This window comes from Candidatus Nitrosocosmicus sp. R, from assembly GCF_054408505.1.
Window position 1 is genome coordinate 1,187,451 of sequence record NZ_CP167090.1, and the last position, 22,485, is coordinate 1,209,935.

At 34.6% G+C, this 22,485-nt stretch carries 26 protein-coding genes; 8 read left to right on the plus strand and 18 right to left on the minus strand.

Going from position 1 to position 22,485, the window contains the following annotated elements:
* Positions 1-1,839 (minus strand): ATPase, T2SS/T4P/T4SS family, encoded by a 1,839-nt coding sequence (locus AAGU22_RS06215; protein ID WP_458721328.1) that lies wholly within the window; start codon positions 1,837-1,839, stop codon positions 1-3.
* 397 nt (positions 1,840-2,236) lie between these two features.
* On the minus strand, positions 2,237-2,467 hold the full coding sequence (locus tag AAGU22_RS06220; RefSeq protein WP_458721329.1) for a hypothetical protein: 231 nt from the start codon (positions 2,465-2,467) through the stop codon (positions 2,237-2,239).
* Between the two features lie 145 nt (positions 2,468-2,612).
* Here AAGU22_RS06220 and AAGU22_RS06225 point away from each other — a divergent pair, with 145 nt between their 5' ends.
* Positions 2,613-2,804 (plus strand): hypothetical protein, encoded by a 192-nt coding sequence (locus tag AAGU22_RS06225; RefSeq protein ID WP_458721330.1) that lies wholly within the window; start codon positions 2,613-2,615, stop codon positions 2,802-2,804.
* Between the two features lie 778 nt (positions 2,805-3,582).
* A complete protein-coding gene (locus tag AAGU22_RS06230) occupies positions 3,583-4,368 on the plus strand; it encodes an ABC transporter ATP-binding protein (protein ID WP_458721331.1) in 786 nt (261 codons plus the stop codon).
* Between the two features lie 15 nt (positions 4,369-4,383).
* On the opposite strand, the gene AAGU22_RS06235 is transcribed toward AAGU22_RS06230, so the two are convergent.
* A complete protein-coding gene (locus AAGU22_RS06235) occupies positions 4,384-5,157 on the minus strand; it encodes a methylenetetrahydrofolate reductase (RefSeq protein ID WP_458721332.1) in 774 nt (257 codons plus the stop codon).
* Between the two features lie 77 nt (positions 5,158-5,234).
* Here AAGU22_RS06235 and AAGU22_RS06240 point away from each other — a divergent pair, with 77 nt between their 5' ends.
* Positions 5,235-5,825 (plus strand): NUDIX hydrolase, encoded by a 591-nt coding sequence (locus AAGU22_RS06240; protein ID WP_458721333.1) that lies wholly within the window; start codon positions 5,235-5,237, stop codon positions 5,823-5,825.
* A 23-nt stretch (positions 5,826-5,848) separates the two neighbouring features.
* Here the strand turns inward: AAGU22_RS06240 and AAGU22_RS06245 are convergent, their stop codons facing one another.
* The 7 genes from AAGU22_RS06245 to AAGU22_RS06275 all read right to left on the minus strand — a co-directional run bounded on the left by AAGU22_RS06245 (position 5,849) and on the right by AAGU22_RS06275 (position 12,970).
* A complete protein-coding gene (locus AAGU22_RS06245; RefSeq protein ID WP_458721334.1) occupies positions 5,849-6,889 on the minus strand; it encodes an isocitrate/isopropylmalate dehydrogenase family protein in 1,041 nt (346 codons plus the stop codon).
* 29 nt (positions 6,890-6,918) lie between these two features.
* Positions 6,919-8,448 (minus strand): 2-isopropylmalate synthase, encoded by a 1,530-nt coding sequence (locus AAGU22_RS06250; RefSeq protein ID WP_458721335.1) that lies wholly within the window; start codon positions 8,446-8,448, stop codon positions 6,919-6,921.
* The gene (gene ilvN, locus AAGU22_RS06255; RefSeq protein ID WP_458721336.1) at positions 8,435-8,974 is read right to left on the minus strand and encodes an acetolactate synthase small subunit; all 540 of its coding nucleotides are present in this window, start codon (positions 8,972-8,974) and stop codon (positions 8,435-8,437) included. Before ilvN ends, AAGU22_RS06250 begins: the two co-directional genes overlap by 14 nt.
* 6 nt (positions 8,975-8,980) lie before the next feature.
* Positions 8,981-10,663: a biosynthetic-type acetolactate synthase large subunit gene (gene ilvB, locus AAGU22_RS06260; protein ID WP_458721757.1), complete on the minus strand. Its 1,683-nt coding sequence runs from the start codon at positions 10,661-10,663 to the stop codon at positions 8,981-8,983.
* 305 nt (positions 10,664-10,968) lie between these two features.
* Entirely contained in the window at positions 10,969-11,688 is a 720-nt protein-coding gene (gene lsrF, locus AAGU22_RS06265; protein WP_458721337.1) for a 3-hydroxy-5-phosphonooxypentane-2,4-dione thiolase, read from the minus strand.
* Between the two features lie 63 nt (positions 11,689-11,751).
* Complete coding sequence (locus tag AAGU22_RS06270) at positions 11,752-12,780, minus strand: alcohol dehydrogenase catalytic domain-containing protein (protein WP_458721338.1); 1,029 nt, start codon at positions 12,778-12,780, stop codon at positions 11,752-11,754.
* Positions 12,781-12,829: 49 nt separating this feature from the next.
* Positions 12,830-12,970 carry a YHS domain-containing protein gene (locus AAGU22_RS06275; RefSeq protein ID WP_458721339.1) on the minus strand — a complete coding sequence of 47 codons (141 nt, stop codon included), beginning with the start codon at positions 12,968-12,970 and terminating at the stop codon, positions 12,830-12,832.
* 387 nt (positions 12,971-13,357) lie between these two features.
* Between AAGU22_RS06275 and AAGU22_RS06280 the strand changes: the two genes are divergently transcribed.
* The 3 genes from AAGU22_RS06280 to AAGU22_RS06290 are packed head-to-tail and all read left to right on the plus strand — an operon-like array spanning position 13,358 to position 16,357.
* Positions 13,358-14,509, plus strand: coding sequence for an aldo/keto reductase (locus AAGU22_RS06280; RefSeq protein ID WP_458721340.1), 1,152 nt, complete (start codon positions 13,358-13,360; stop codon positions 14,507-14,509).
* 29 nt (positions 14,510-14,538) lie between these two features.
* Positions 14,539-15,474 carry a UbiA family prenyltransferase gene (locus AAGU22_RS06285; RefSeq protein WP_458721341.1) on the plus strand — a complete coding sequence of 312 codons (936 nt, stop codon included), beginning with the start codon at positions 14,539-14,541 and terminating at the stop codon, positions 15,472-15,474.
* A 16-nt stretch (positions 15,475-15,490) separates the two neighbouring features.
* A complete protein-coding gene (locus AAGU22_RS06290) occupies positions 15,491-16,357 on the plus strand; it encodes a biotin--[acetyl-CoA-carboxylase] ligase (protein WP_458721342.1) in 867 nt (288 codons plus the stop codon).
* A gap of 43 nt (positions 16,358-16,400) precedes the next feature.
* Here the strand turns inward: AAGU22_RS06290 and AAGU22_RS06295 are convergent, their stop codons facing one another.
* The 6 genes from AAGU22_RS06295 to AAGU22_RS06320 all read right to left on the minus strand — a co-directional run bounded on the left by AAGU22_RS06295 (position 16,401) and on the right by AAGU22_RS06320 (position 19,410).
* A complete protein-coding gene (locus tag AAGU22_RS06295) occupies positions 16,401-16,787 on the minus strand; it encodes a hypothetical protein (protein WP_458721343.1) in 387 nt (128 codons plus the stop codon).
* A gap of 555 nt (positions 16,788-17,342) precedes the next feature.
* Positions 17,343-17,948, minus strand: coding sequence for a PsbP-related protein (locus tag AAGU22_RS06300; protein ID WP_458721344.1), 606 nt, complete (start codon positions 17,946-17,948; stop codon positions 17,343-17,345).
* A gap of 77 nt (positions 17,949-18,025) precedes the next feature.
* Entirely contained in the window at positions 18,026-18,334 is a 309-nt protein-coding gene (locus tag AAGU22_RS06305) for an AlbA family DNA/RNA-binding protein (RefSeq protein ID WP_196815827.1), read from the minus strand.
* Positions 18,335-18,370: 36 nt separating this feature from the next.
* Positions 18,371-18,601 carry a hypothetical protein gene (locus AAGU22_RS06310; RefSeq protein ID WP_458721345.1) on the minus strand — a complete coding sequence of 77 codons (231 nt, stop codon included), beginning with the start codon at positions 18,599-18,601 and terminating at the stop codon, positions 18,371-18,373.
* Between the two features lie 81 nt (positions 18,602-18,682).
* Positions 18,683-18,880 carry a SecE/sec61-gamma family protein translocase subunit gene (locus AAGU22_RS06315; RefSeq protein WP_458721346.1) on the minus strand — a complete coding sequence of 66 codons (198 nt, stop codon included), beginning with the start codon at positions 18,878-18,880 and terminating at the stop codon, positions 18,683-18,685.
* 77 nt (positions 18,881-18,957) lie between these two features.
* Positions 18,958-19,410, minus strand: a complete 453-nt coding sequence (locus AAGU22_RS06320; protein ID WP_458721758.1) for an Lrp/AsnC family transcriptional regulator — start codon at positions 19,408-19,410, stop codon at positions 18,958-18,960.
* A 171-nt stretch (positions 19,411-19,581) separates the two neighbouring features.
* Between AAGU22_RS06320 and AAGU22_RS06325 the strand changes: the two genes are divergently transcribed.
* Positions 19,582-20,085 carry a hypothetical protein gene (locus tag AAGU22_RS06325; RefSeq protein ID WP_458721347.1) on the plus strand — a complete coding sequence of 168 codons (504 nt, stop codon included), beginning with the start codon at positions 19,582-19,584 and terminating at the stop codon, positions 20,083-20,085.
* A gap of 37 nt (positions 20,086-20,122) precedes the next feature.
* Entirely contained in the window at positions 20,123-20,434 is a 312-nt protein-coding gene (rpl12p, locus tag AAGU22_RS06330) for a 50S ribosomal protein P1 (protein ID WP_458721348.1), read from the plus strand.
* Positions 20,435-20,658: 224 nt separating this feature from the next.
* Here rpl12p and rplJ read toward each other — a convergent pair whose 3' ends face one another.
* A complete protein-coding gene (gene rplJ / locus AAGU22_RS06335; protein ID WP_458721349.1) occupies positions 20,659-21,561 on the minus strand; it encodes a 50S ribosomal protein L10 in 903 nt (300 codons plus the stop codon).
* Positions 21,562-21,579: 18 nt separating this feature from the next.
* Entirely contained in the window at positions 21,580-22,233 is a 654-nt protein-coding gene (locus AAGU22_RS06340) for a 50S ribosomal protein L1 (protein ID WP_458721350.1), read from the minus strand.
* Between the last annotated feature and the right edge of the window lie 252 nt (positions 22,234-22,485).

A 22,485-nucleotide genomic window follows, 5' to 3' on the forward strand; every position in this document is an offset into this window, starting at 1 on the left:
CTATTCGTCTTTACTCTCATATAGTTTCAAAGAATCTTGATTGTTACTCATAATGGTGTTGAATACTTTTCTACCGACTTCGGACTTTTTATCTATCTTTAATTTGGCTTTCTTTCCAATTTGATTGCTTATTAGTAGCTCATCTCCTAAAAATAAATTAACCTTTTTTCCTATTTGTATTTCTTCAACTAGTAGGTAAATCCTTGATCCTGATTCGGTTATGCTAAATGCTACTTCATTACCAATTAGTGGAACTTTCGCTTCTACATCAATCTTGACTCCTAAGATTTTTTCTATTTCTGATATGGTTGAACCTCCTCTACCGATTATTCTGGGAATCACTTCTTTACTAACTATTATTCTTATCTTATCATTGGAAATAATCTTGATTTCAGCTTTGGGATCAAATTTGCCTATTACTTCTCTTATCTTGGATTCTGCTAACTTATTTATCTTGTTATTTCTTTCATTATCAGTTTTTTTTTCAATATTTTTCAAAGGGATAATTATGTTTTCTTCTCCATAAGAGTAAATCTCATATTCTGATTCCTTTGAAAAAAAATCTTTGATCTCAACCACAGGCCTAGCAAGATCTTGTTCAACCATTCCTGCAGGGACTTTAACAGTCAAATTTAATTCATAAATTTTTTGAATCTTACCTCCGTGAATAAATATTACTGTGTCTATTACATGAGGAATCATACCTAATTCTATTTTGCCAATAAAGCGTTGAATCGCATCCAATGCTTCATTAGCATGTATTACCCCTATCATCCCAATACCTGTAAGTCTCAGGTCTGCAAATAATTCAAAATCCTTTATCCGCCTTAATTCATCAAAGATGGTGAAGTCTGGTCTTACAAGTAATAGAATGTCTGCAACCCTTTCATACCCGTTTTTAATAGAACCATATTGTACTACATTCTCCGGCACCTGCAAATCTCTTGGTGATTCAAGAGTCTTGACAAGTTTATTATTTTGGACATAATATTCTGCGATACTACTTGCAAATGTACTCTTGCCTGAACCAGGTCTCCCAGCTATCAAAATTCCCTCTGCCTCTTTTGAAAGTCTATTTATCAAACTCATATCTAAATGGTATTCTTGTAAGGATAATTTCTTAATCGGTCTAACTGCAGTAATTTCTATTTTATTTGATACAGGTGGTTGAGTGATGACAATTCTCAAATTCTTGTACATTATCACGTAACATCCGTCAAACGAAATTTCTATATTTGATATTTTTTTATTGTTCTCAGTAGAAAATAGGAAATTCATGATTTCATTTAAAGTTTTTTTATCCAATTTAGTGTCAGATAATTTCTCTAAGGTAAATTCTCCTGGAGTACCTTTCTTTGCTAAGGGTTCCACTCCTTCTATTAAATGCACGCTCATTGAATTTTCGTCAAAGTAATTTTCTATATTAAAAGATGCCGAGACTGGAGAGCGTATATGAATGCTTGATATTCCAGTTGCGTTAGCAGCCAAATGTTGTATGTAATCAGCTGTAAATAATGTCGCATCCTCTTTTTCAGCTATTTCGGTAATAATTGCATCTATCCTCCCATTCTTGGCTAGTTTTATGTCTTCTAAATTGGGCTTTTCCCCATAAATTCGGAGTAAGATATTATTTTCACTAGATTTTTCTCTAATCTTTCTAAGTTCAGCAAGTCCCATGAACCCGTGTTCTCTCTGCTTACATGCCTGCGACTGCAGCTCATCAATTGCAGCTCGAGGAATTATAATTTCAAAATTATCATCAATATCTTTGTTATCAATTTCATGACTTATATGGCCATCTATTATGATACTTGTATCTAAAACAATTTTTTTCTTCAAATTTACTATGATCAGATCAATCACCAGATTCTTAAAAAAGGTTACTAGGTGGAAGATATCGTAAATAACTTTGATTTTCTAAAATTGTTTATAACTAAGTATTGACATTCTCGGATCAAATACTTTTAATCACAGTTATTAGAATTAATTTAATGATTCCTGAAGTCTAAAATATTCTGTAAAATTATAATTACTTCAATAAGAGATATGATGATAAAATCTCCCCGAAATTAATCATTCAGGATAATTCGTTAATTATTCATACATTTTTTTCTCTTATGTTTCAATGAGGTTTGTTCCTAACCCAAATTTCACGAAATCTCCCTTCTGATTTCAAGGTAAACAGACCGGATTTTTTAAAGTTTGTAGGGTTAGTGAGTCAAATGTCTGTTAATATTTAACCCTCAATTATGACATTATCAGCTATAAAATATGTAACCAGTTCATCATTGTTTTCATATACTATGATTAATTTCCATGAAGAAAATCCATCATCAATATTTGGCACTGTTAAGAAATCAGTATTCATATATACGAAATGATCCAGGATTATCTTCGCAAAACTATTCGAATCTACATTAGTTATTTTGCCGGTACCCAGGTTCTGATCAACCCGATAAACTTCCAAATTGTCAAAATCCTCACCACATTTCTGGAAAGTACAAATATTTCTCCTGGTTGAAGAATCAAATTATTTAGGTAGTTGTAGATAATTGTAGTACTCGTCAATACTATCGATTTCTTCATTCTCTGTGACTTAATAATCAAAATTGATGATAATTTCTTTATTATTATTTGATAAGGATTCTATGCATGGAGTTTGTTCATTAATTCCAAGTGAGTTTGAACTAGTACCATCAATGGTAGTACAAGGGCTTCATGAGGGATTACTTGTAATGTTACCTCAGGTTGAATTAGAAGTCAATTTATCAAGGATTATAGGATCGACTTGTATTTCTATTTGATTTTGGTTTAATGGAAGTATGGAAATAATGTTTTTATCATAGGTCATAAGTGGATTGTTCACAGAAAAATTTGAATTATCTTGAGGCATATTTATCATTGATTCGTCATCATATGCACAGTATACTGTTTGATTTGGATAGATTTTGACTAGCGAACGAATGAGAGTTAGATACGACGTTTGTGAATGTTATTAGAATCAATCGGGCATAAATCCCGGCACCAAATAGTAATGACTTGCACATTTTTACGCTTAATATATACATTCTTCATCCCTGTTTTACATTTAGTTATTGCCAATTATTGCAAATAGCGTTAAATGACATTAAAATGAGTGGATAAGAAAGAACTCTGATTCGATTAATATTAAACCAATATGGTGGTTTATCTAACAATTATGCCAAGGTGATCATTTTAGAGGTATCCGTTTATCTAAATAAGATTAACAGGTTAAATACACCTGGCTTATTTTTGCATTTTGTAGAATCCGATTCACCTTTATTCATCTGAGCGACAGATCAAAACGTTATATTTACTAAAATATTCAAATTTCTAATAAAATAAATGTGTTGGTATATCTACTCTATTAACAGAATTTCTGATTTTGGATTTTCAATATAGCCACTTAGACGACAGCTTCATTTATTTTAGTACATAAAGGATAGTAGTAAGTTGTTATGTATTTTGTACAAGTTTCTACCATACCCGTCTCAAAATATTAATTAGACGAAATCTAAGCTTTAAATTATATAATTGATTATCCATATTACAATAGTTTAATTGAGTAAATTGGAATTGAAAAATATAACTAAATCCTTTTCAGTTAATTCATCATCAGGTGAAAGGAGAAGGGTTATAGCTGTAGATAACATAAATTTATCAATTGAAGAGGGACAATTTGTGTGCTTTGTAGGTCCCTCAGGGTGCGGTAAATCTACCCTACTTAACATTATTGCAGGTTTAGACAAGCCATCTGAAGGAGAATTGGTTCTTAACGGACAATCGGTGCTTGGAACCGGTCCCGATCGCATTATGGTCTTTCAAGAAAATGCTTTGTTCCCCTGGTTAAGCGTTATCGACAATGTTGAATTTGGATTAAAAATGGTTGGAGTTGAAAAAGAAAAACGTAACAAAATTGCATTACATTACCTTGAAATGATGGATTTGAGCAAATTCTCCAAATCCTATACTTATCAGCTCTCGGGGGGGATGAAACAGAGGGTTGCGATTGCACGTGCTTTAGTAATGGATCCTGACATACTGCTCATGGATGAACCTTTTGCTGCACTTGACTCGCAGACTCGTGATCTTCTATTAGTTGAACTTCAATTGATATGGGCTAAGACCAGAAAGACAATAATATTTGTAACTCATAATATATCTGAATCAATATGCCTCGGTGACAGGGTTGTGGTCTTCACAAAGAGACCGGCTCGCGTTAAGAAGGTAATTCAGATTGATTATCGGAGACCAAGGTTATCTGAAGATTCTAATTTATTTGAATATAATAGACTAGTCCTCGATGAATTAAAAAGTGAAATAACCCAACACAAAAGAACAATCTGATATACTTTTGCCATACTAAACTGAGTTCTTCAAAACTTTGATCCCTTCATCAAAACTATTGGGCGAGGTAATCAGAATATGATCAGTTTCTTTATAAACTTCTTTTAAGAATCCTGGGAAATTATCTTGATATTCACTCCAATCCAAACCTATCATAGTAGCTGCCCCTTCATTCTTTACCGAAGGTACCATGATGCAAGGGATAAGCTCGATATGGTAGGGTTTCATCAGATCTTTTAAATCTCTGATCTCTTGAATTGAATTAATCGATTGTGTTATAAACCTATGGGGTTTTGCATTTACCTTCTTCTGGAGTAGTTTATGATTTGAAATCTTGTTTGGTATAGACAAATTAAGATCTATAAATTTGTCAAATCCTATGGAAGTTAAAAGCTTGACTACCTCTGTTGGATTTGAAAGTGAGGGTGTTCGTTCTGAATTTTGAAACGCAGGTTTGTCACCTTGAATAAATAAAAGTCCGCTAATTTTCAAAATTATAGCGTCTGTTGTCATTTGTATAAGAGAATTCATGTTCCTATCTCTTGTCCTCACACTACAACTCATATTCAAGCTTACATTGGTTAGATTATTCATTATCATCTGTGCTGCATGAATACTTGAAAATCTGGGGATACCAAGTACGGAATCGGTAATATGGATGTAGTTTGTGAAATTTGAAATAATTTTTGCTCTGTTAAGGAATTTACTTAATTCTTGATTTAAAAGTGTAATATCTATTCTCTGACTATTTAAAATTTTTGGAGGGTTTAACTCATAAATTAGATTCATTTTTTAGTTTAGTTAAATGAGTATGACTACAGTAAAAAAAGGTTTTTTAGATAATATTATTATCATATCTCCTAGTTTTGATTTCTGAAAAAGAATTCATCGAACTTGTCACGGAGAAAAGCGACTCCTTAGAAAATTTTAAAAATATTGATTTGAGAGTAGGAGGTGAATTCAACAAGGAACAATCTAGCGTGCTTGTTATAATTCATTTTAATCATGAATTTACTCCAACCATCATTTTCACGAAACGAAGTTCAAATCTAAGGAACCACGCAGGGGAAATTTCCTTCCCAGGAGGTAGAGTTTCTGGCCAAGATCGTTCTATTATGGAGACGGCAATAAGAGAGACCTATGAAGAAATAGGCCTCGCGATTCAAAAAGAAAAAATCATTGGATCTCTCGCTCCCACAAATACCTATACAACTAAAATACTTATCTACCCCTTTATTGTGATACTCGGCAAAATATCATTTCCCTTTGAGCCTAATGAAGAAGTAGAACAAGTGATTGAAATACCCCTTGAAATTTTGCGCGATCGCATATCTATCGATGAGGACCACTCAAGCAGCGATAATAAGATGTTTAAATTTAATGTGGATGGCTATTTAATCTGGGGGGCTACCGCTAGAATATTAAAAAATTTGTTAGACTTGATATATCCTATATAGGAAATTTTTATTGGGTCTTGGTATCAGTCATATCCAATGTCCGTTAATAGACTAATGAACTTATTACTGAATTCTTTTGTTGACAACTTGCCGCCTATATCTATTGTTTTGATATTCCTGATGAACAGATCATCAACTGCTTTCTCTATTTTGATTGACTGAACTATTAAATTACTATCTTGGTACTTCTCACCTAACCAGTCCAACATCATTTTGAGTGCTAGAATAAATGATGTAGGGTTAGCCACATTCTTGCCTGCGATATCAAAAGCAGCACCGTGCACGGGTTCAAACATTCCAAAGTCTTTTCCAATATTTGCAGCAGGAGCCAATCCAATGCTTCCTGTAATTTGCGCAGCTTCATCTGATATAATATCGCCAAATAAATTGGTGGTTAAAATAGTGTCAAATCGATTTGGATTCCTTATTAATTCCATGGCACACGCATCAACGTACATCTGTTCAAATTCAATATTGGGATATCCTTTGGCCACCTCTTTTGAAGTATCTATAAAAAGTCTATCACTCAGTCTTAGCACATTTGATTTGTGAACAATCGTTACCTTCTTCTCTTCCCTTGAATTTGCTATTTTGAACGCATGCTCCGCAATAAGCCTGGATGCTTCTCTACTAATCTTCCTTAGGGAAATGACCGTGTCATCGTCCGAATAAAATTCCCAACCCAGGTATAAATCCTCCGTGTTCTCCCTGACGGTAATTAGGTCAACATTACTTGAGATAGATGGGATATTTGGGTAGTTTTTGGATGGTCTTACATTAGCATATAATTCAAAATATCTCCTCAATACCAGGACAACGTCCGCGGCCGATTCTCCAACTGGAGATTTTAGACAAGCTTGAGAGTTTTTAATCTTTTCAAAGGTTTCATCTGGAAGGGGTTTGTTATATTTTAATTTGGCATTATCGCCAGCTTCTACTCTTGAAATATTGAACTTTAGGGTTGATGATTTGTCATGTATATTCATTAAAATGCTGTATACACATTCTGACAATTCAGGACCAATACCGTCACCTTCAAGAAGGGATATATCATACGTAGTCATTCATAAGTCTCTCATGATCAAGGATGTAGTTACTTGGTAGGCTCTCCACTTTGAATCATCTTTTTTAACATTGTTTTATTTATGGCATCAATCATCGCTTGAACAGAAGCCACGACAATATCTTCTCCAGATTTCCTAGCAGAAATAATATTACCTTCTTTATCTTCTACTTTTACGGATACTTCAGCCAATGCATCCGAGCCTCCTGTAATTGAATCAAGCTTATATTCTCTTATTTTGATATTTGCAATACCATGAGCAATAGTTTGTATAGCCTTTAATGCTGAATCTACTGGTCCCACACCAGTCTCTGAGGCGATAAAATCTTTGCCATGAATATTAAGTTTAACCACTGCGGTTGGAATGATGTGTAGTCCAGTGACTATATGAAAATCATTAAGTTTAAAATTTTCATCGAATTTCTTGTTCTTTAGTACTTCAGATGCTATAGATAACAAATCAGAAGTAGTTATAGATTTTCCGCCATCTGCTATCGATTTCTGTTTTTCTACAATTTCTTTGAGCTGCAAATCCGAAGCCGTAATTCCAAACTCATCGAGGATTGCTTTGATACCATGTGCACCAGCATGTTTACCGGCTTGCATCCACCTTTTTCTACCAACTAATTCGGGGCTAATGGGTTCGTATGTCAATGGATTATTGATAATTCCATGTGTATGTATGCCTGATTCATGTCCAAATGCATTCTCCCCTATTATAGCCTTATTCGGTTGTACAATGATTCCCATTGCACTAGAAACAAACTTTGAAACATCATACAATTGTTCGGTTTTGATATTATGAGGTATTTGATAGAGACACTGACATGCCATGACTAATTCTTCTAATGCCGCATTCCCTGCTCTTTCGCCTAGCCCGTTTATGGTAACATGAGCACAGGCCGCACCTGCTTGAAATCCGGCTATTGAATTTGCAACAGCCAATCCAAAATCATTATGACAATGTACACTAACAGGTAATCCGGTTACCTCTGCAACTCCTGATACCAATTTTGATATGTACTGTGGGGTTGAATAGCCTACGGTGTCAGGAATGTCGATCCTATCGGCGCCAGCTTCTGCAACTGATTTAAATATCTTATTTAAAAATTGAATCTCAGATCTAGTAGCATCTTCGGCGGAAAATTCTACAACTAATCCATGTTTTTTTGCATATTCTACTGCGTAAATAGCCTTTTCCAACACTTGTTCCCTTGTCATCTTTAGTTTATACTGTAAATGTATATCAGATGTTGCAATGAATGTGTGAATATATTTTAAATCGCTTTTGAGTGCGACATCAATATCATTTTGAGTGGTACGCGCCAAGCCACAGACCTCTGCGTTCAATCCTTGCTTAATTATTTTTTTTATGGCTTCCACTTCTCCTAGTGAGACTACTGGAAATCCCGCTTCAATTGTGTCTACACCCAACTCATCCAACTTCATTGCTATTTCTAATTTTTGATCCGGAGAAACTGTTACTCCTGGGGTCTGCTCACCGTCCCTTAAGGTTGTATCAAAAATTCTGATTTTCCTTTTGTTCTCAGAGGTGGTCATTTACAGCCCCCCTAGGCAAAGCAGAGACACCGGTTCTAGCTACTTGGATTATACCATAACTTGAAACAAGATTTTTAAATGCATCAATCTTGTCTGGAGTCCCGATTATCTCCACAGTAATAGTTTCGTTACTAATGTCCATTATGTTACCCCTATAAATGGAAGCAAAATTTGCAATTTCTATCCTGGTGGTGGGATCTTTGGCGTTCATCTTGATCAGCGCCAATTCTCTGTATACGGCGTTCTCCTTGTTTAGTACATTTATTTGGATTACATCAATCAATTTTTGTAATTGCTTTACTAATTGCTCTAGTGTTTTAACATCCGATACCGTGGTAATAGTCATCCTTGATAAGTCAGGTTTTTCAGTTATTCCTACAGTAATACTTTCGATATTGAAATTCCTGGACCTAAATAGATTGGTAATTCTAAAAAGGACTCCCGGTTTATTTTCGACAATGACTGACAGAATATACATCTTGTTTTCATTATCATCATCAAAAATTGTGTTCTTATTTTTTTGCATACCTTATCATGCTCCAATAATCATATCTTTAAGCCCAGTTCCTGGAGCAACAAACGGGTATACATCCTCATCCGGATCTATTGGAATATCGATCACAGTTGCTATGTCCGATTTGACGGCAACTTTGAGTGCCTTATCTAATTCATCCATTGAACCCACCTTATATGCTTGCGCACCATATGATTCTGCCAATTTGCAATAGTCAGGACAATTCTTTAGATGCACTCCACTATATCTCCTGTTATAGAAAGTTCTCTGCCACTGTGCAACCATGCCTAACATTTGATTATTAAGTAAGAATACAATGACTGGCAATTCTTCTAAGACTGAAACTGCAAGTGAATTTTCAGTCATACTAAACGATCCATCCCCTGCAATATCCACTACGGGTACATCGTTTCTCGCTGCCTTCGCCCCGATAGAGGCGGGAAATCCAAATCCCATTGTCCCCAATCCTGTCGAGCTAAAAAATGTCCCAGGAGAGATGACGTCAAAGTGCAATGAAGCCCACATTTGGCATTGTCCAACCTCAGTGGTCACGATTCCATCTGCAGGCAAGATATTGCGTAACTTCTTTAATGCTTTCTTGGCTGTAATATCTCGAGGATAATCTTTGATACTATCCTCATAATAATTAACTAATTCCCTTTTCCTCCCCAACCATAATTTGGAAATTTCTTCGTTAGTTCTGAAATTCTTTGGGATTAGCTTTATGAGACTCCTTAATGATGATTTAACATCTCCAATCACCGCAGCATTCACTGATTTGTTCTTACCAATTTCAGCCGGATCTACATCAAAATGAATAACGTTGATATCTTTGCCAAACTCATCAAATCTCCCCACAGTCCTGTCAGAAAATCTAGCCCCTATCGCAAGTATGCAATCTGCTTCTTGTACCATCTTATTAGCTTCGGCATGTCCATGCATACCTATAGGACCAAGTGCCAAAGGGTGATTCTCGGGAAATGCTCCCTTCCCCTTGAAAGTAGTTACAACGGGTATTGAAAGTAACTCTGCTAATGTCTGCAATTCAGAGAACGCTCCAGAAAGAATTACTCCTCCGCCAGCCATTATCATTGGCTTTTCAGCCTTAAGTATCATTTCACAGGCCTTGTTGATCTCTGATAAATCTGCATCAACTATGGGATTATACCCTCTAACTTTGATATATTCAGGAAAGTCCATCTTCGTTACCTGTTGCTGTACATCTTTTGGTATGTCTATTAATACTGGACCTGGTCTACCACTCTCTGCTATATAAAATGATTTTTTAACCATTTCAGGTATCTCATTTGCAACTCTTGGCTGAAATGCGTATTTAGTTACTGGGTTAGTAACGCCTATAATGTCTGTCTCCTGGAACGCATCTTTGCCGATCATAGGTAAAGCGACTTGACCAGTCACTGCTATAACCGGCGATGAATCCGCATATGCCGTAGCTATACCAGTAACAAGATTAGTGGCACCGGGACCAGAAGTTGCGAAACACACACCCGCTTTCCTCTTAATCCGAGCATAACCATCAGCCATATGTGCAGCAGATTGCTCATGTCGGACCAAAATGTGTCTTATTTTAGAATCTACCAAAGCATCGTATATTGGCAGATTTGCTCCACCAGGAAGGCCAAATATATAATCTACCTTTTCTTTTTCTAACGCAGCCATTAAGGCTGCGGCACCAGACATTTCACTCACGATTGATACAACTCCTATTAATCAAATCTAAAATTATAATAGTAAAAAACCTTTAACATGCAATATTTTTCTATTTGCTATATCACAATTCGTTGTTTTAATTAATCCCATTCATTATTTATAAACAAAGTTAATTTATAAATTTTGTTAGGTATCAAAGGACCTATACTTGATTAATACCCGTGGATTTAATAGACTAAATCGACCCAGTTTTATTCCTTGATTTTTTTCTAATTTCTTCTGTCATGGGGGGTATGTTGCTATAATGATCATATGCTTCTTTTACTGTAGAATTTTCATGCACTATAGCCTCTAACTGCTTTTATCATTGCAACCGGATTATCCGATTGCCAAATGTTTCTACCCATATCAACCCCAGAAGCTCCATCTCTGAGTGCATCAAAGGTCAATTGGAGTGCCTCCCTTTCTGCCAACTTTTTGCCTCCAGCAATAATTACTGGGACAGGACACCCCTCAACCACTTTATTAAAATCGGGACAATGGTAAGTTTTTACAATATGAGCACCAAGTTCGGCTGCGATACGACATGCCAAAGCTAAATAACGGGAATCTCTTGCCATTTCTTTACCTACTGCAGTGACTGCCAAAACCGGTATACCATATTTTTCACCCTCATTAACCAATTTTGAAAGATTTTTTAAAGTTTGAAATTCATATTTACTCCCTACAAATATAGATAATGCAAGACATGATGCATTTAGTTTAATAGCTTCTTCTATAGAGGTAACTATAGTTTCTTTTGACGGATCCTCTCCAATTATACTGGAACCACCTGATACCCTCAATACAATTGGAGTGTTACTTTCAGGAATTACAGATGTTCTCAAAACACCGCGAGTAAGCATTAAAGAATCTGCATAATTTAATAATGGACCAACGGTTTCTCTAGGATTTTCTAGTCTCTCGGTGGGACCCAAAAAATAGCCATGATCCACTGCCAACATCACACAACGACTGTTGTCGGGCTTTATTATTTTAGAAAGCCTGTTTTTCATTCCCCAATCCATTTTGAATACTGGTTGTAGTTTATTGAAATGCTATAAAAATATTGATAAAGATTATTCCATGGTAATTATGATCTTCATCGAGTCTATAACTTGGTGAGCATGCACTAATGCTTTGTGAGAATCCTGTAATGGAAATCTGTGAGTAATCAATGGTTCAAAATTCATAATCTTGGCTTCCATTAGAGCGATGGTCTGATGAATTTCCCTTTCAGATGCAGCATAGCTTGGTAATATTTTTAATTCCTTGGAATAAATCATATTTAGGTCTATATTAACTTCAGTGTCTTTCGGCGGTACACCAAAAAGAGAAATTGTTCCCCCTTTACGTGTTATGCTTATGGATTGAATGAATGCGCTAACATTGCTTGTGGAAATAATTGAAACATCTGACCCATTGTTACCAAGAAATTTTAATGATTTCTTTTTGAATTCAGCTTCATGCATATTAGCGATATTCATGACTTCAACCTGTTGGTCAATTTTCTTAGCAAATTCTAGCCGAAAACTATTAACATCCACAAGTAATATCTTCGAAGCACCAAAAAACCTTGCCAAAATCATATGCATCAAACCAGTTGGTCCGGCTCCAAATATTACAATTGTATCGGCTTTCTGTAAGTTTACTTTATTTAAAGATCGCAAACAGCATGCAATTGGTTCAATCAACGCAGCCTCAGAAAAATTAATGTTGTCAGGAAGTCTAACTAGTCCACCTCTAGAGAGATTCCAATGTGGTACAAGAATAAACTCGGAGAGCCCACATGGATCAATATTACTTTTTTGATATTTTTCACACATTGTGAAATCATCGTTGTAGCAAAAATGGCATGAATAACAGGGGACATGATGGTGTACAAAAACCCTGTCACCTTTTTTAAAATCTTTAATATTCGCTCCTAATTTAACAATTTCACCTGCAGGTTCGTGTCCAATTCTTGAAGATTTCATCCCATATTTTCCAAAAACCTTTTCCAAGTCAGATCCACAGATTCCACAAGCCTTCATACGCACCAGAACTTCATTATTACCAACCTTAGGTAAATCAAAATCTTTCACTTCTACCTTGTTTTTAACTAGCACTGCCGCCTTCATACAATATTCATGACTGGGAATGTTCAATAAAATTTTATTATTTTGAATATTTTTTTGGCTTCTTTTGAAATATTTTTTTACACCCTTCACAGCAAAAATATATTTTTTTATCGTTATAATCAAGGATTGTTGCTAAATCTTCGCTTAGTTCAATTCCGCATACAGGGTCTACGTGCACAGTTAAAAAAAAAATACCTAGGTATTTATTATTTCCTAACCGATCATCTCTATATCCATATTTCTCATTTATTTTATCATTAAGTCAACGTTAGTTAACCACATCTAAATTTATAAGCTCAAAATTTAATGAAGTTGATGTCTTGTCCGATTATTGAGATATTTTGCTATCAGTGTGGAAGCAAAATAAAGCATATGATAAACGTAAAACCCATCAAGGATATTTTAAGAAATACAATGAATAGATGCTCAACTTGTGGAATAGAACTTAACCCAACAGATTTCACAATCGAATTAGAAAAACAATAAATTAATCTGTCTGTTACTTAGAATTAATTATTGATAAAATATAGATAATTTTAAATTCGTAGCTAGATTTACCTAGGATGTGTCATTTCAAAGGAAATTTTACTCGGGTTTTGCAACACCCAAGGGCACATCAAAGTATATGGATAACGCTTTAAAAAGGGGTGTAAGTAAACCTCATTTCAAAAACATAGAAAATATGAAACTTTCTTCCGTGGGAATGGGTATTTATCTCGGAAACCTCTCTGCACAAGACGATGCTGACCTTGAAAAGTCTCTTTATTATAGCATAAAAGAAGGTGGGATAAACTTGATTGATACGTCGATAAATTATCGTTCAATGCTATCTGAGAAATGTATAGGCCGAGCTATAAACAACTTGATTGAAGAAGAAGTAATTGATAGGGAAAGTGTGTTTATTTGTACAAAAAATGGATATGTAACTAATGATGGGGATTTGAGTAAAGTAGATATCGATACATATTTACAAATAATGTTTCTAAATAATAATATCATATCTCGTTCCGACCTAAGTCCTTCGTACCATATCATGAATCCGAATTATATTTCTAAGTGCCTAGACAAGTCGTTATGTAATATGGGAATTAATACGATTGATTTGATTTACATTCATAATTCATTCGAAAGTTGGTATAACATTGTAGATAGGTCCACCTACCATGAAATGTTGTCTCGGGTTTTCCAGTTATATGAGGATTTCAGGCAAAAAGGCAAAATTAATTTTTATGGGATGGCTACTTGGAATTGCTTTACCTCAAAAGAAAACAGTAAGGGTTACCTATCTTTAAAAGAGGTTGTCAATATAGCCAAAGATGTTGGTGGGACTAACAACGGTTTCAAATTTATTCAATTACCCTTTAATATGTATCTTAACGAACCCTACACATTTAGAAATCAACCTACAGAAACATCCAACAAAGCAACCCTACTAGAATCTGCCCAAAAATATGGAATCCATGTTTTTACTAGTGTACCACTTTACCAGGGAAAATTACTTCATTCAGAACTAAACAAATCGCCGTTAGACAATCTTCCTGCGATGTCTCTTAAATTATTACAATTTGTCCGATCGACACCGGGAATTACCGCTCCTTTAATTGGACAAAAAAAACCGGAGCATACAAAAGAGAACACCTTGATTTCTAAATACCCCCCTTTAAATGAAGTCGAATTTAATACAGTGATGAGCATGTTGAAAAAATCTGATAAATAAATTGACCAACCTTCAAATCGCATCACAGGATGATTTTTAAATTAGATATCTGGTTAAGGGCGATAAGGTTCAGATTTCTTGCTGCCTCAGCCATCGCCGTTACTTGTGGGCTAGTATTGACAATCTGGTATCAACCCCAGAATCTTAGCCTATTTTATGCGATTCTAACATATATTGGCATTTTCTGCCTTCATTCGAGCGTTGATTTGCTAAATGACTATTGGGATTTTAAGAGAGGTATAGACTTGAGAACAAAAAAAACAAAATTTAGCGGCGGGACGGGAGTTTTGCCACAGGGTCTCCTAAAACCACGCCAGGTATATCTCGCAGGCATATCCTTCCTAATTTTAGGATTGATGATAGGTGGTATTTTTGTTTATTTTAAAGGATTTGTTATTGCCATCATATTATTATTCGCTGCTTTGTCGATAGTTCTCTATTCGAGTAAATTAGTAAATTGGGGGTTGGGGGAATTATTTGTAGGGGCAAAGGGAGCATTAATAGTGGTTGGAACCTTTTATGTTCAAAACTCAAGTATTACTTTAGAATCAATTGTACTCGGGATCATAATTGGTATGTTATCATCATTGGTTCTATTCATAAATTCAATTCCTGACATTGTTCCTGACAGGCAAATGGGACGGAAGACTCTAGCCATAATGATAGATAAAAGGAGCAATCGTTTCATTTTCATATTTGTCCTTGGAATAAATGTAGGAATATACCTCTTGACCCTCGGGTTGTTTTCAACTTTGATAAACAGTTATTTTTCAATTATACCTTGTATTTTGCTTATTCCATACATAGGATTAATGCTGTACAGATTCAAAAATTTTCTTTACAATTTTAAACGTCTTGATAGTGACTATTACATAAGAATAATGGCGAATACCGTATTCTTTTCCCGGTTTTTTGGGATTTCGCTAATTGTAGGCATTACCTTTGCGTTTTTATATCAGACATAAGACAGACCAGAGTAAATTGATAAAGATTTCGTGTTCTGACAGAAATAAATTCAAGTTCATATCCAATCTCATCAATTCGCTGGACGAATCTACAATTTTTAAACAGTTCTTTTATTTTGACAGTGTCAAATCAACTCAAGATTTCGCTGATGAATTGCAAAGAGATGGTGGTGATTTTTATCCATCAGTAATAATTAGCGACTTTCAGATTGGTGGTAAAGGGAGAAAGGGTCCGAATTGGGCATCTCCCAAGGGTGGAATTTGGATGTCATTGGTACTAGCGACCGATCTAAAGACTCATGAGTTATTTCATATACTAATGTTGGTTACTAGGTCGCTTTGTCAGACTTTGGAAAATAATACCAAATTAATATCGATGCTAAAATGGCCCAACGACATTTTAATCAATGGTAAGAAAGTTGCAGGCATTTTGTTAGATGCGGAAGTAGAGAGTGAGAGTATAAGGCAGGTAATCATTGGAATAGGCGTGAATTCCAACAATGATTTGGATCTTACCAAGCATATGATCAAAGACAAGAATAGTGGAATTTTTGATTATGACATTACAACCATTAAACATGAGAATCAAAATATTGAAATTTCAAACCATGATTTTATCCAGTATTTCTTGAAAAGCATTGATGATGTATTTCAAGACCTAAAGTCAAGTGAATTCGTGGAGGAATTAGAAACCTTTTACAAGCATAAAATAATGGAATCACAGAAGCATTTGAAATACACGTTTTCGGTTGGAGGTAACAAATTTAATGGAGAAATAAGAAAAATATACAATGATGGATCATTGCTTGTAAAGAACTTAGATTCCGACCGCGACAGTGATTTGGTTAGAATTAATTCAGTTTATGATTTGAGTCAGCCGTGATCTGAGAATTTTGTAATAGATTCTGACTCTTGACTTTAACCTCTTAAGATCCTATCATACCTGGCATCTTAATAGGGGATCTAAACGCTTTATCGATACTTATCCCTTCTCCTGTAAATACCGAAACGGTCTTTAGAAGAGCGCCCTGCGGAGGAGATAAAATAATGGTCTGACCTGGCTCAATCTTTAACAAATTTTCAGTCAGATTCTTATTGTTATCATATACTATGTAAATGTCATTTAGAGCAAGCTTACCAGTATTTTTTAACACTACTCGAGAATTGACCAACAGAGACTCTGGGTCCTTTAACGCATCTACGTCTAGAGAATAATTTTTAAACGGTATAAAAATCAAAACATTGTAAATAACGACTACTAAAACTACGACAATTAATACAATCAGTACTAGTTCAACTTTATTGATTTTCAATCCCATAATTCTACCTGATATATTTTATAAAAAAGTATTCCTTTTTGGTTATTTATTATTCCTGCCAATAAAAGATCAATTTTTTCTTTGTTAAATTATCCACATATTTGTAAATTTGATATAACATGGCAAATTGAAATTTATCGCATTAATCAATAGACTGGGTGTGCAAATTACTTACACATTCCATTTATGAACCTATAAAAAAATTTAAAAAATTTTTTACCATCATGATAGATTCGGAAAAGACTTTCATAATATATCACACATGAGGTCCCCAATTTTTAAAGTTCTGTAGCCAATCCTATGAATGATTTATGAGCGGTATGTACCAGGGATTAGATAAGATCGAATTGGGAGCTACAGATATCCGGTACTTTTCACTTTAAATTCCATAAGTTCCAAAGTATTTGGAATTTTATTTGGGTGACTAAATAGTGTAAAATTGATAACTTTAAATATGATTTACATTTATAGGTAGTTACATCGACCAAACCGAAGGGGAACATGTTTAGTGTACCGATATTATCGGTACACTAAGCAATTATTTACTTATTATCTAGGTAGGAATTTAAATGAATGAATCATATCATTTGCAGTATTTTCAAAGGTATTATATTTATCCAAGGAAGCTTTGTAGGTGATAATATAAATATTCTCATAATTAGAAACTACAATTTGCATTGCCTTGCGATTTTGTAATTTACTGTCCGTTGCTGTAAAAATTACTTTCACAGCTTTCTTTCCGTCCACAGTTAAGGTATCAGAAGCTTCCAATTTGAAATCTTTATGTTCTTTTTGAATTTGAGATATAATCCCTTTTGATGCAGAATCGGCAGATACGTTCTTTCCAGGTGTGGAAACTATTTTAACTACAAGGCCAGCCGGACTACTAACTGAATCTTTATCCTTAGGGGCAATCAGAATTATTTCATTGTTTAGCTTAACAGACTTATCCCAGTTAATGGGATAATCAATTGTGAAGTGAAATTTATTATCCGTATAAGTTAGCATTGACTGACCTTGAGCCTCTTGAAAGAAACCCAAAATTAAGAGATCCTTACCTGCTAACTGATATAAATTAAACAAGAACACAAGAATAACCACGGAAATCAAAATGTTCCCGATGGATTTTTGTAAATATCTGTGCGGTATCGTCATAATATCATACTTTTCAGGTATTTATTAAATATTCGAAAAATTATACGATTAGACTTTGCTGATAAAGAGGCAATAATTTACTTTGATCTTGAAATCGATACCTCTATTGTAGAGACATTTCTGGGTTTATCATCTTCAGTGCCAGTTAGAACATCTGAACCTAACTTCACTTTTTCTACTCTATAACCCAATGTATTCATTCTTTTCACTATTATTTGAGCCACATCCACTGCCCTTGTGATGCTTTTACCTCTTGCTTTTATTACGACAGTTGGCTCATTAGCTAGTTGGACCAGAGTTGCAGTTACATACGTCATTAATGGTTTTTTCCCAATAAAAATTTCATTGCTTTTTCTATTTCCCGATTCGTATTTGCTATGAGACATTAAATATCATGCAAAATTCAATAATATAATAGTATATCACTTATCTAACTCTTCTAAAATTTCAATTATTTTATCCGGATTTAACATTGCCTTTTCTACAGTACTCTTATCTGTAATTTCATAACAATTGATTATTTCACTTTCGTCCTTAAAGAATAGAAAAATTGAATTGTCATAAATAATCGGGTATAGCTTTTCTATGATCATAGATTCAGGATTTATCTTTATCTTATTCTCAATATCAATTTCGACAGGATTTTTGGTCATCTTCGCTCACAAAATAAAGCATTACGATAAATCTATTCTTCCAGCTTGCTACGGCATAAATTGATGTGAAAAATTCATGTTCTACTTATTTACGAATAGTAGTTCGCCGACTAACTTTATTATAAAACCAATCCCGCCTACAGCACCTATAGCCAATAATACCAATCTTAGATGGGTGAAATAATCGTCCTTGCTAGTTTTTTTTGCTAATTTAAGAGTTTGAAAAATCTCACCTATTCTTTTTTGAACTTTATCCAGTATTTTTTGAAATGAGAACAATTGATTTCTAAGATTCTAGATATTCATTATAATTTTAATATTTCTAATTTCAAAACCCAATTTACCAAAATTACTACTCAACCAAAATTTTGATTGCTGGTCTGTATCGAATAAACCGGTTCCTTATCTGTTCGCTGCATCTCTACAAATGTCTCTGTAGCCTGAATACCTTCTATTTTCCCGATTCTCTCTATTACAACTTTGTGAAGCTCCTCAAGAGTTCTTGTATTTACCGATAATATTATGTCGAACCGACCAGTAACTTCTATTAGTGACCTTATTTCTGGGATCTTAATAAGTTCATTATGGATAGGTTGTTTTAATTTTGGGTCACGATTTATGCCGACTGTTGCCTTGATATTGATACCCAACTGTGATTCATTTATTATAACCGTAAATTTTCTGATGAGTTCTCGTTTGGTAAGCCTTTTTATTCTGCTATACAAAACTGAGGAATTAATGTTTAATTTCTTACTAAGCTGGGGTATTGAAATACTTGCATCTTTTGTCAATTCTGACAAAATTTTCATATCTAAATCATCGAATCTTTGCAAGATTGACTCTATCTTATAATTATTGGTTACATTAATAAATGTAATTAAATAATTTGCTTAAAATCATAAATATATTTAAAAATTCTGGCATTTTTTTTTAATAGAATATTAGTAAATATTATATTATTAGATCTACAACTTTTCAGTATGCTTGGAATGTCTAAACTACGCCCCGGGAATTTTGTTTTTGTAGTAAAAAAAGATGAAAATTCAAATTATGTAATAATAGGCAAGATTATTTCTGATCATGATAAAGTTTTCAAAGTTAGGGGTACCTTCTTTAAACCAGTTGGCCTGCTTGAAAGAATTAAGTCAGGGAGGGCTCAGGGAAAACCTATTGAAGCAATAAACAACCCAGAGCCTAACAATTGTATTTTCTTTATAATAGATAGATTGGATACCGGTGATTTCGAAGACATTATCGACCCAAAAATCGATAAAGTAATTCCAATAAATGAGAATAGATATTTTGTACTAGATGGTTGGATTAAAGAAAGCTTCTCGGAATTATTTAGTAATTACTTTAGTTCAACCTCAGAAGAAGAGAAATCGGAAGCCCGGACGATATTGATAAAAAAAATGAATTCCTTAATGTCTCAGGAATTAAAGGAGCATGTTTATGCAGTGGCACGCAGTTCACGAATTTTATAAAGTTTTATATTATGGACTTGTCAAATTTTCTTTTATCATGGAATATGTATATGCTGCTTTATTATTACATAAATTAAAGCAAGATGTCAATGAAGATAATGTAAAAAATGTAATTAAATCAACTGGTGTTGAACCTGATGATGTTAGAGTTAAATCATTGGTTGCCGCTTTAAGTGAAGTTAACATTGAGGATGCATTAAAGGCTGCTCCAATTGCCACCGCTGCCCCAGCAAGTGCACAAGCTACCCCAGCAGCTTCAGGCTCAGGAGCCGCAGCAAAGGAGGACGAAAAGAAGGAAGAGAAGAAAGAAGAAGAAGCATTAGAAGGCTTATCTTCTCTTTTCGGCTAGTCTTTATCCATCTTTTTATTTTAGAATTATTTATTAATCAGATCATTTTAACCAATTCTAGTTCGATATTTTAATCATTAAAAGTTCCAGAGCAATTTAGAGGCATATAGATCACCGATAACCCGATGGTAGCATACTAGGAAAATAACAGAAGACAGAGCGTAGATACAAAAATAGAATAGTAATTTTGAATTCGAAATGGGATTACTATTTAAAAGTAAGGGTCATTTATTGGAAGAATACCCTTTGGAATCCAATTGGTGAGCCAGATTCGCAGCAACTGCGTTGGCCTTTAGAATCGCCAGTTCAATCGTGTCAGGCGAGGTATATCCAGATTCTGAAGCTAGGGACAATGCATGTTGTTTTGCTTTTAAGAGGATCAAAGGCATTGATTCCTTTGTAAAGTAAACTGCCTCTACTGAAAGGGATAAAGCCTCTTGGAAGGATTTTATTAACTCCTGCACATAATCTGAAACAACTATCTTTAGGTCCTTTTCCTTGAATTCGAGTCCTTCAGATATTGCAAAATTAACTGAAACTCCTGCTTCTATTGGTTTTACATCCAACTTACTTAATAAAGCTGCTAACTTTTGCGGGATAACATCACCTGCTTTAGCTACAATGGTATCTTTAGAAACCCAGATTGTACCCTGGTCTATCTTGGTAGGGACATTAGATTCTTTGAACTCTGACAAAACTGGACCTGGATTTATCCCTGTATTGCCAGCGGGAATGACAAGTTCATTAGGGGCAATATCGCCGCCTTTAGCTGCCATGAATATTTTGTTTTTATCAAAAGTTAAATTCATTTTAAATGGACTAAGGTTGGTAAACATCAGCGCGCATTGGCCTTCTAGTTCCTTGTTGAGAAATTCCAACCCTTTAACATCCTTAAAAATTTCTTCAAAAGCTCTTTGAGCAACCTTGTTTTTTATAGTTATTATCTTGATCTCGTTTCTGAATTTTTTCCTTATTGCCATGAGTTGAGCTGACCTTACTTTTGTCATCCTAGAGAGCGCAATTACATTATAAGATTTTGCTAGATTTTGCAAATTTTGATATAAATTAACTTTCCTTTCTGGATAGGATGTTCTTCCTAACTTATTGATGATAGCTGTTTGACTCATTATGATTATCCCTATCGCTTATTTTCCAAGGGTACTTGCTTTTAATGCTTTACCCATGGTAAATTTTATTATAGCATTTCTAAAGTTCTTTTCTCCTTGAGGGAGTTTTTTTTCAACGGAAGCGATGACCGCACTGGCATTTGCTACCAACTGCTCGTCGGTCATTGACTCGTCTCCTATTTTTGTTGACATATTTAATTGGTTTTTGGATCGTATTCGTGTTGATGATCTTAACCTTGATGCTATGTTTTCTATGGGTGCGCCGTAAGGAACAGGAGTAGGCATTTTACCTTTTGGACCTAAAAACTGACCTAATGATCGACCAACAGATGACATCAAAGTCGCATCTGCAAGGAAAAAGTCGTAAGAGCGTACAATTTTTCTGGCTTCCCTTCGATTTGTTCCAATCCTATCTAGAGTATCAGGTTCCATCACCTGGTCAACACCTGCTTTCTTTGCTCTTAACCCCATGTCTCCTGTTGCGAGCATACAAAGTGAAGATCCCTCCTTAGTTGGATTAGGTAATACTACTATTTCGTTGACACTAAATCCTTTTTTGACATCAATGTCTTTTAATACTAAAGTTATTTCAGCCGATTGAGCAAAATTTCTTTTTGGAGTGGCCTCTCTTGCCTTTTTTACAAGCTCCTTTAATTGATCATTGTTAAACATGAATATATAATGTAGACGCGCAAAGGCCATTTAAAATCGTTTTTACGGCAATTCAAATGTACGGTCACAGTCACTCGCCATCCTAACTGGATCCAGTATTTTTTCCCATTTTCTGGTCAACCTCGTATTCCATAATCCCTATTGACTGCATCCCTTCATCCAATTTGGTCAGATCATAATTCAGCGTCTAGTCGTTAACGAAATAGCAAGATACCAACCCGAGCTAATGACCATTCTACAATTTGCATCCAT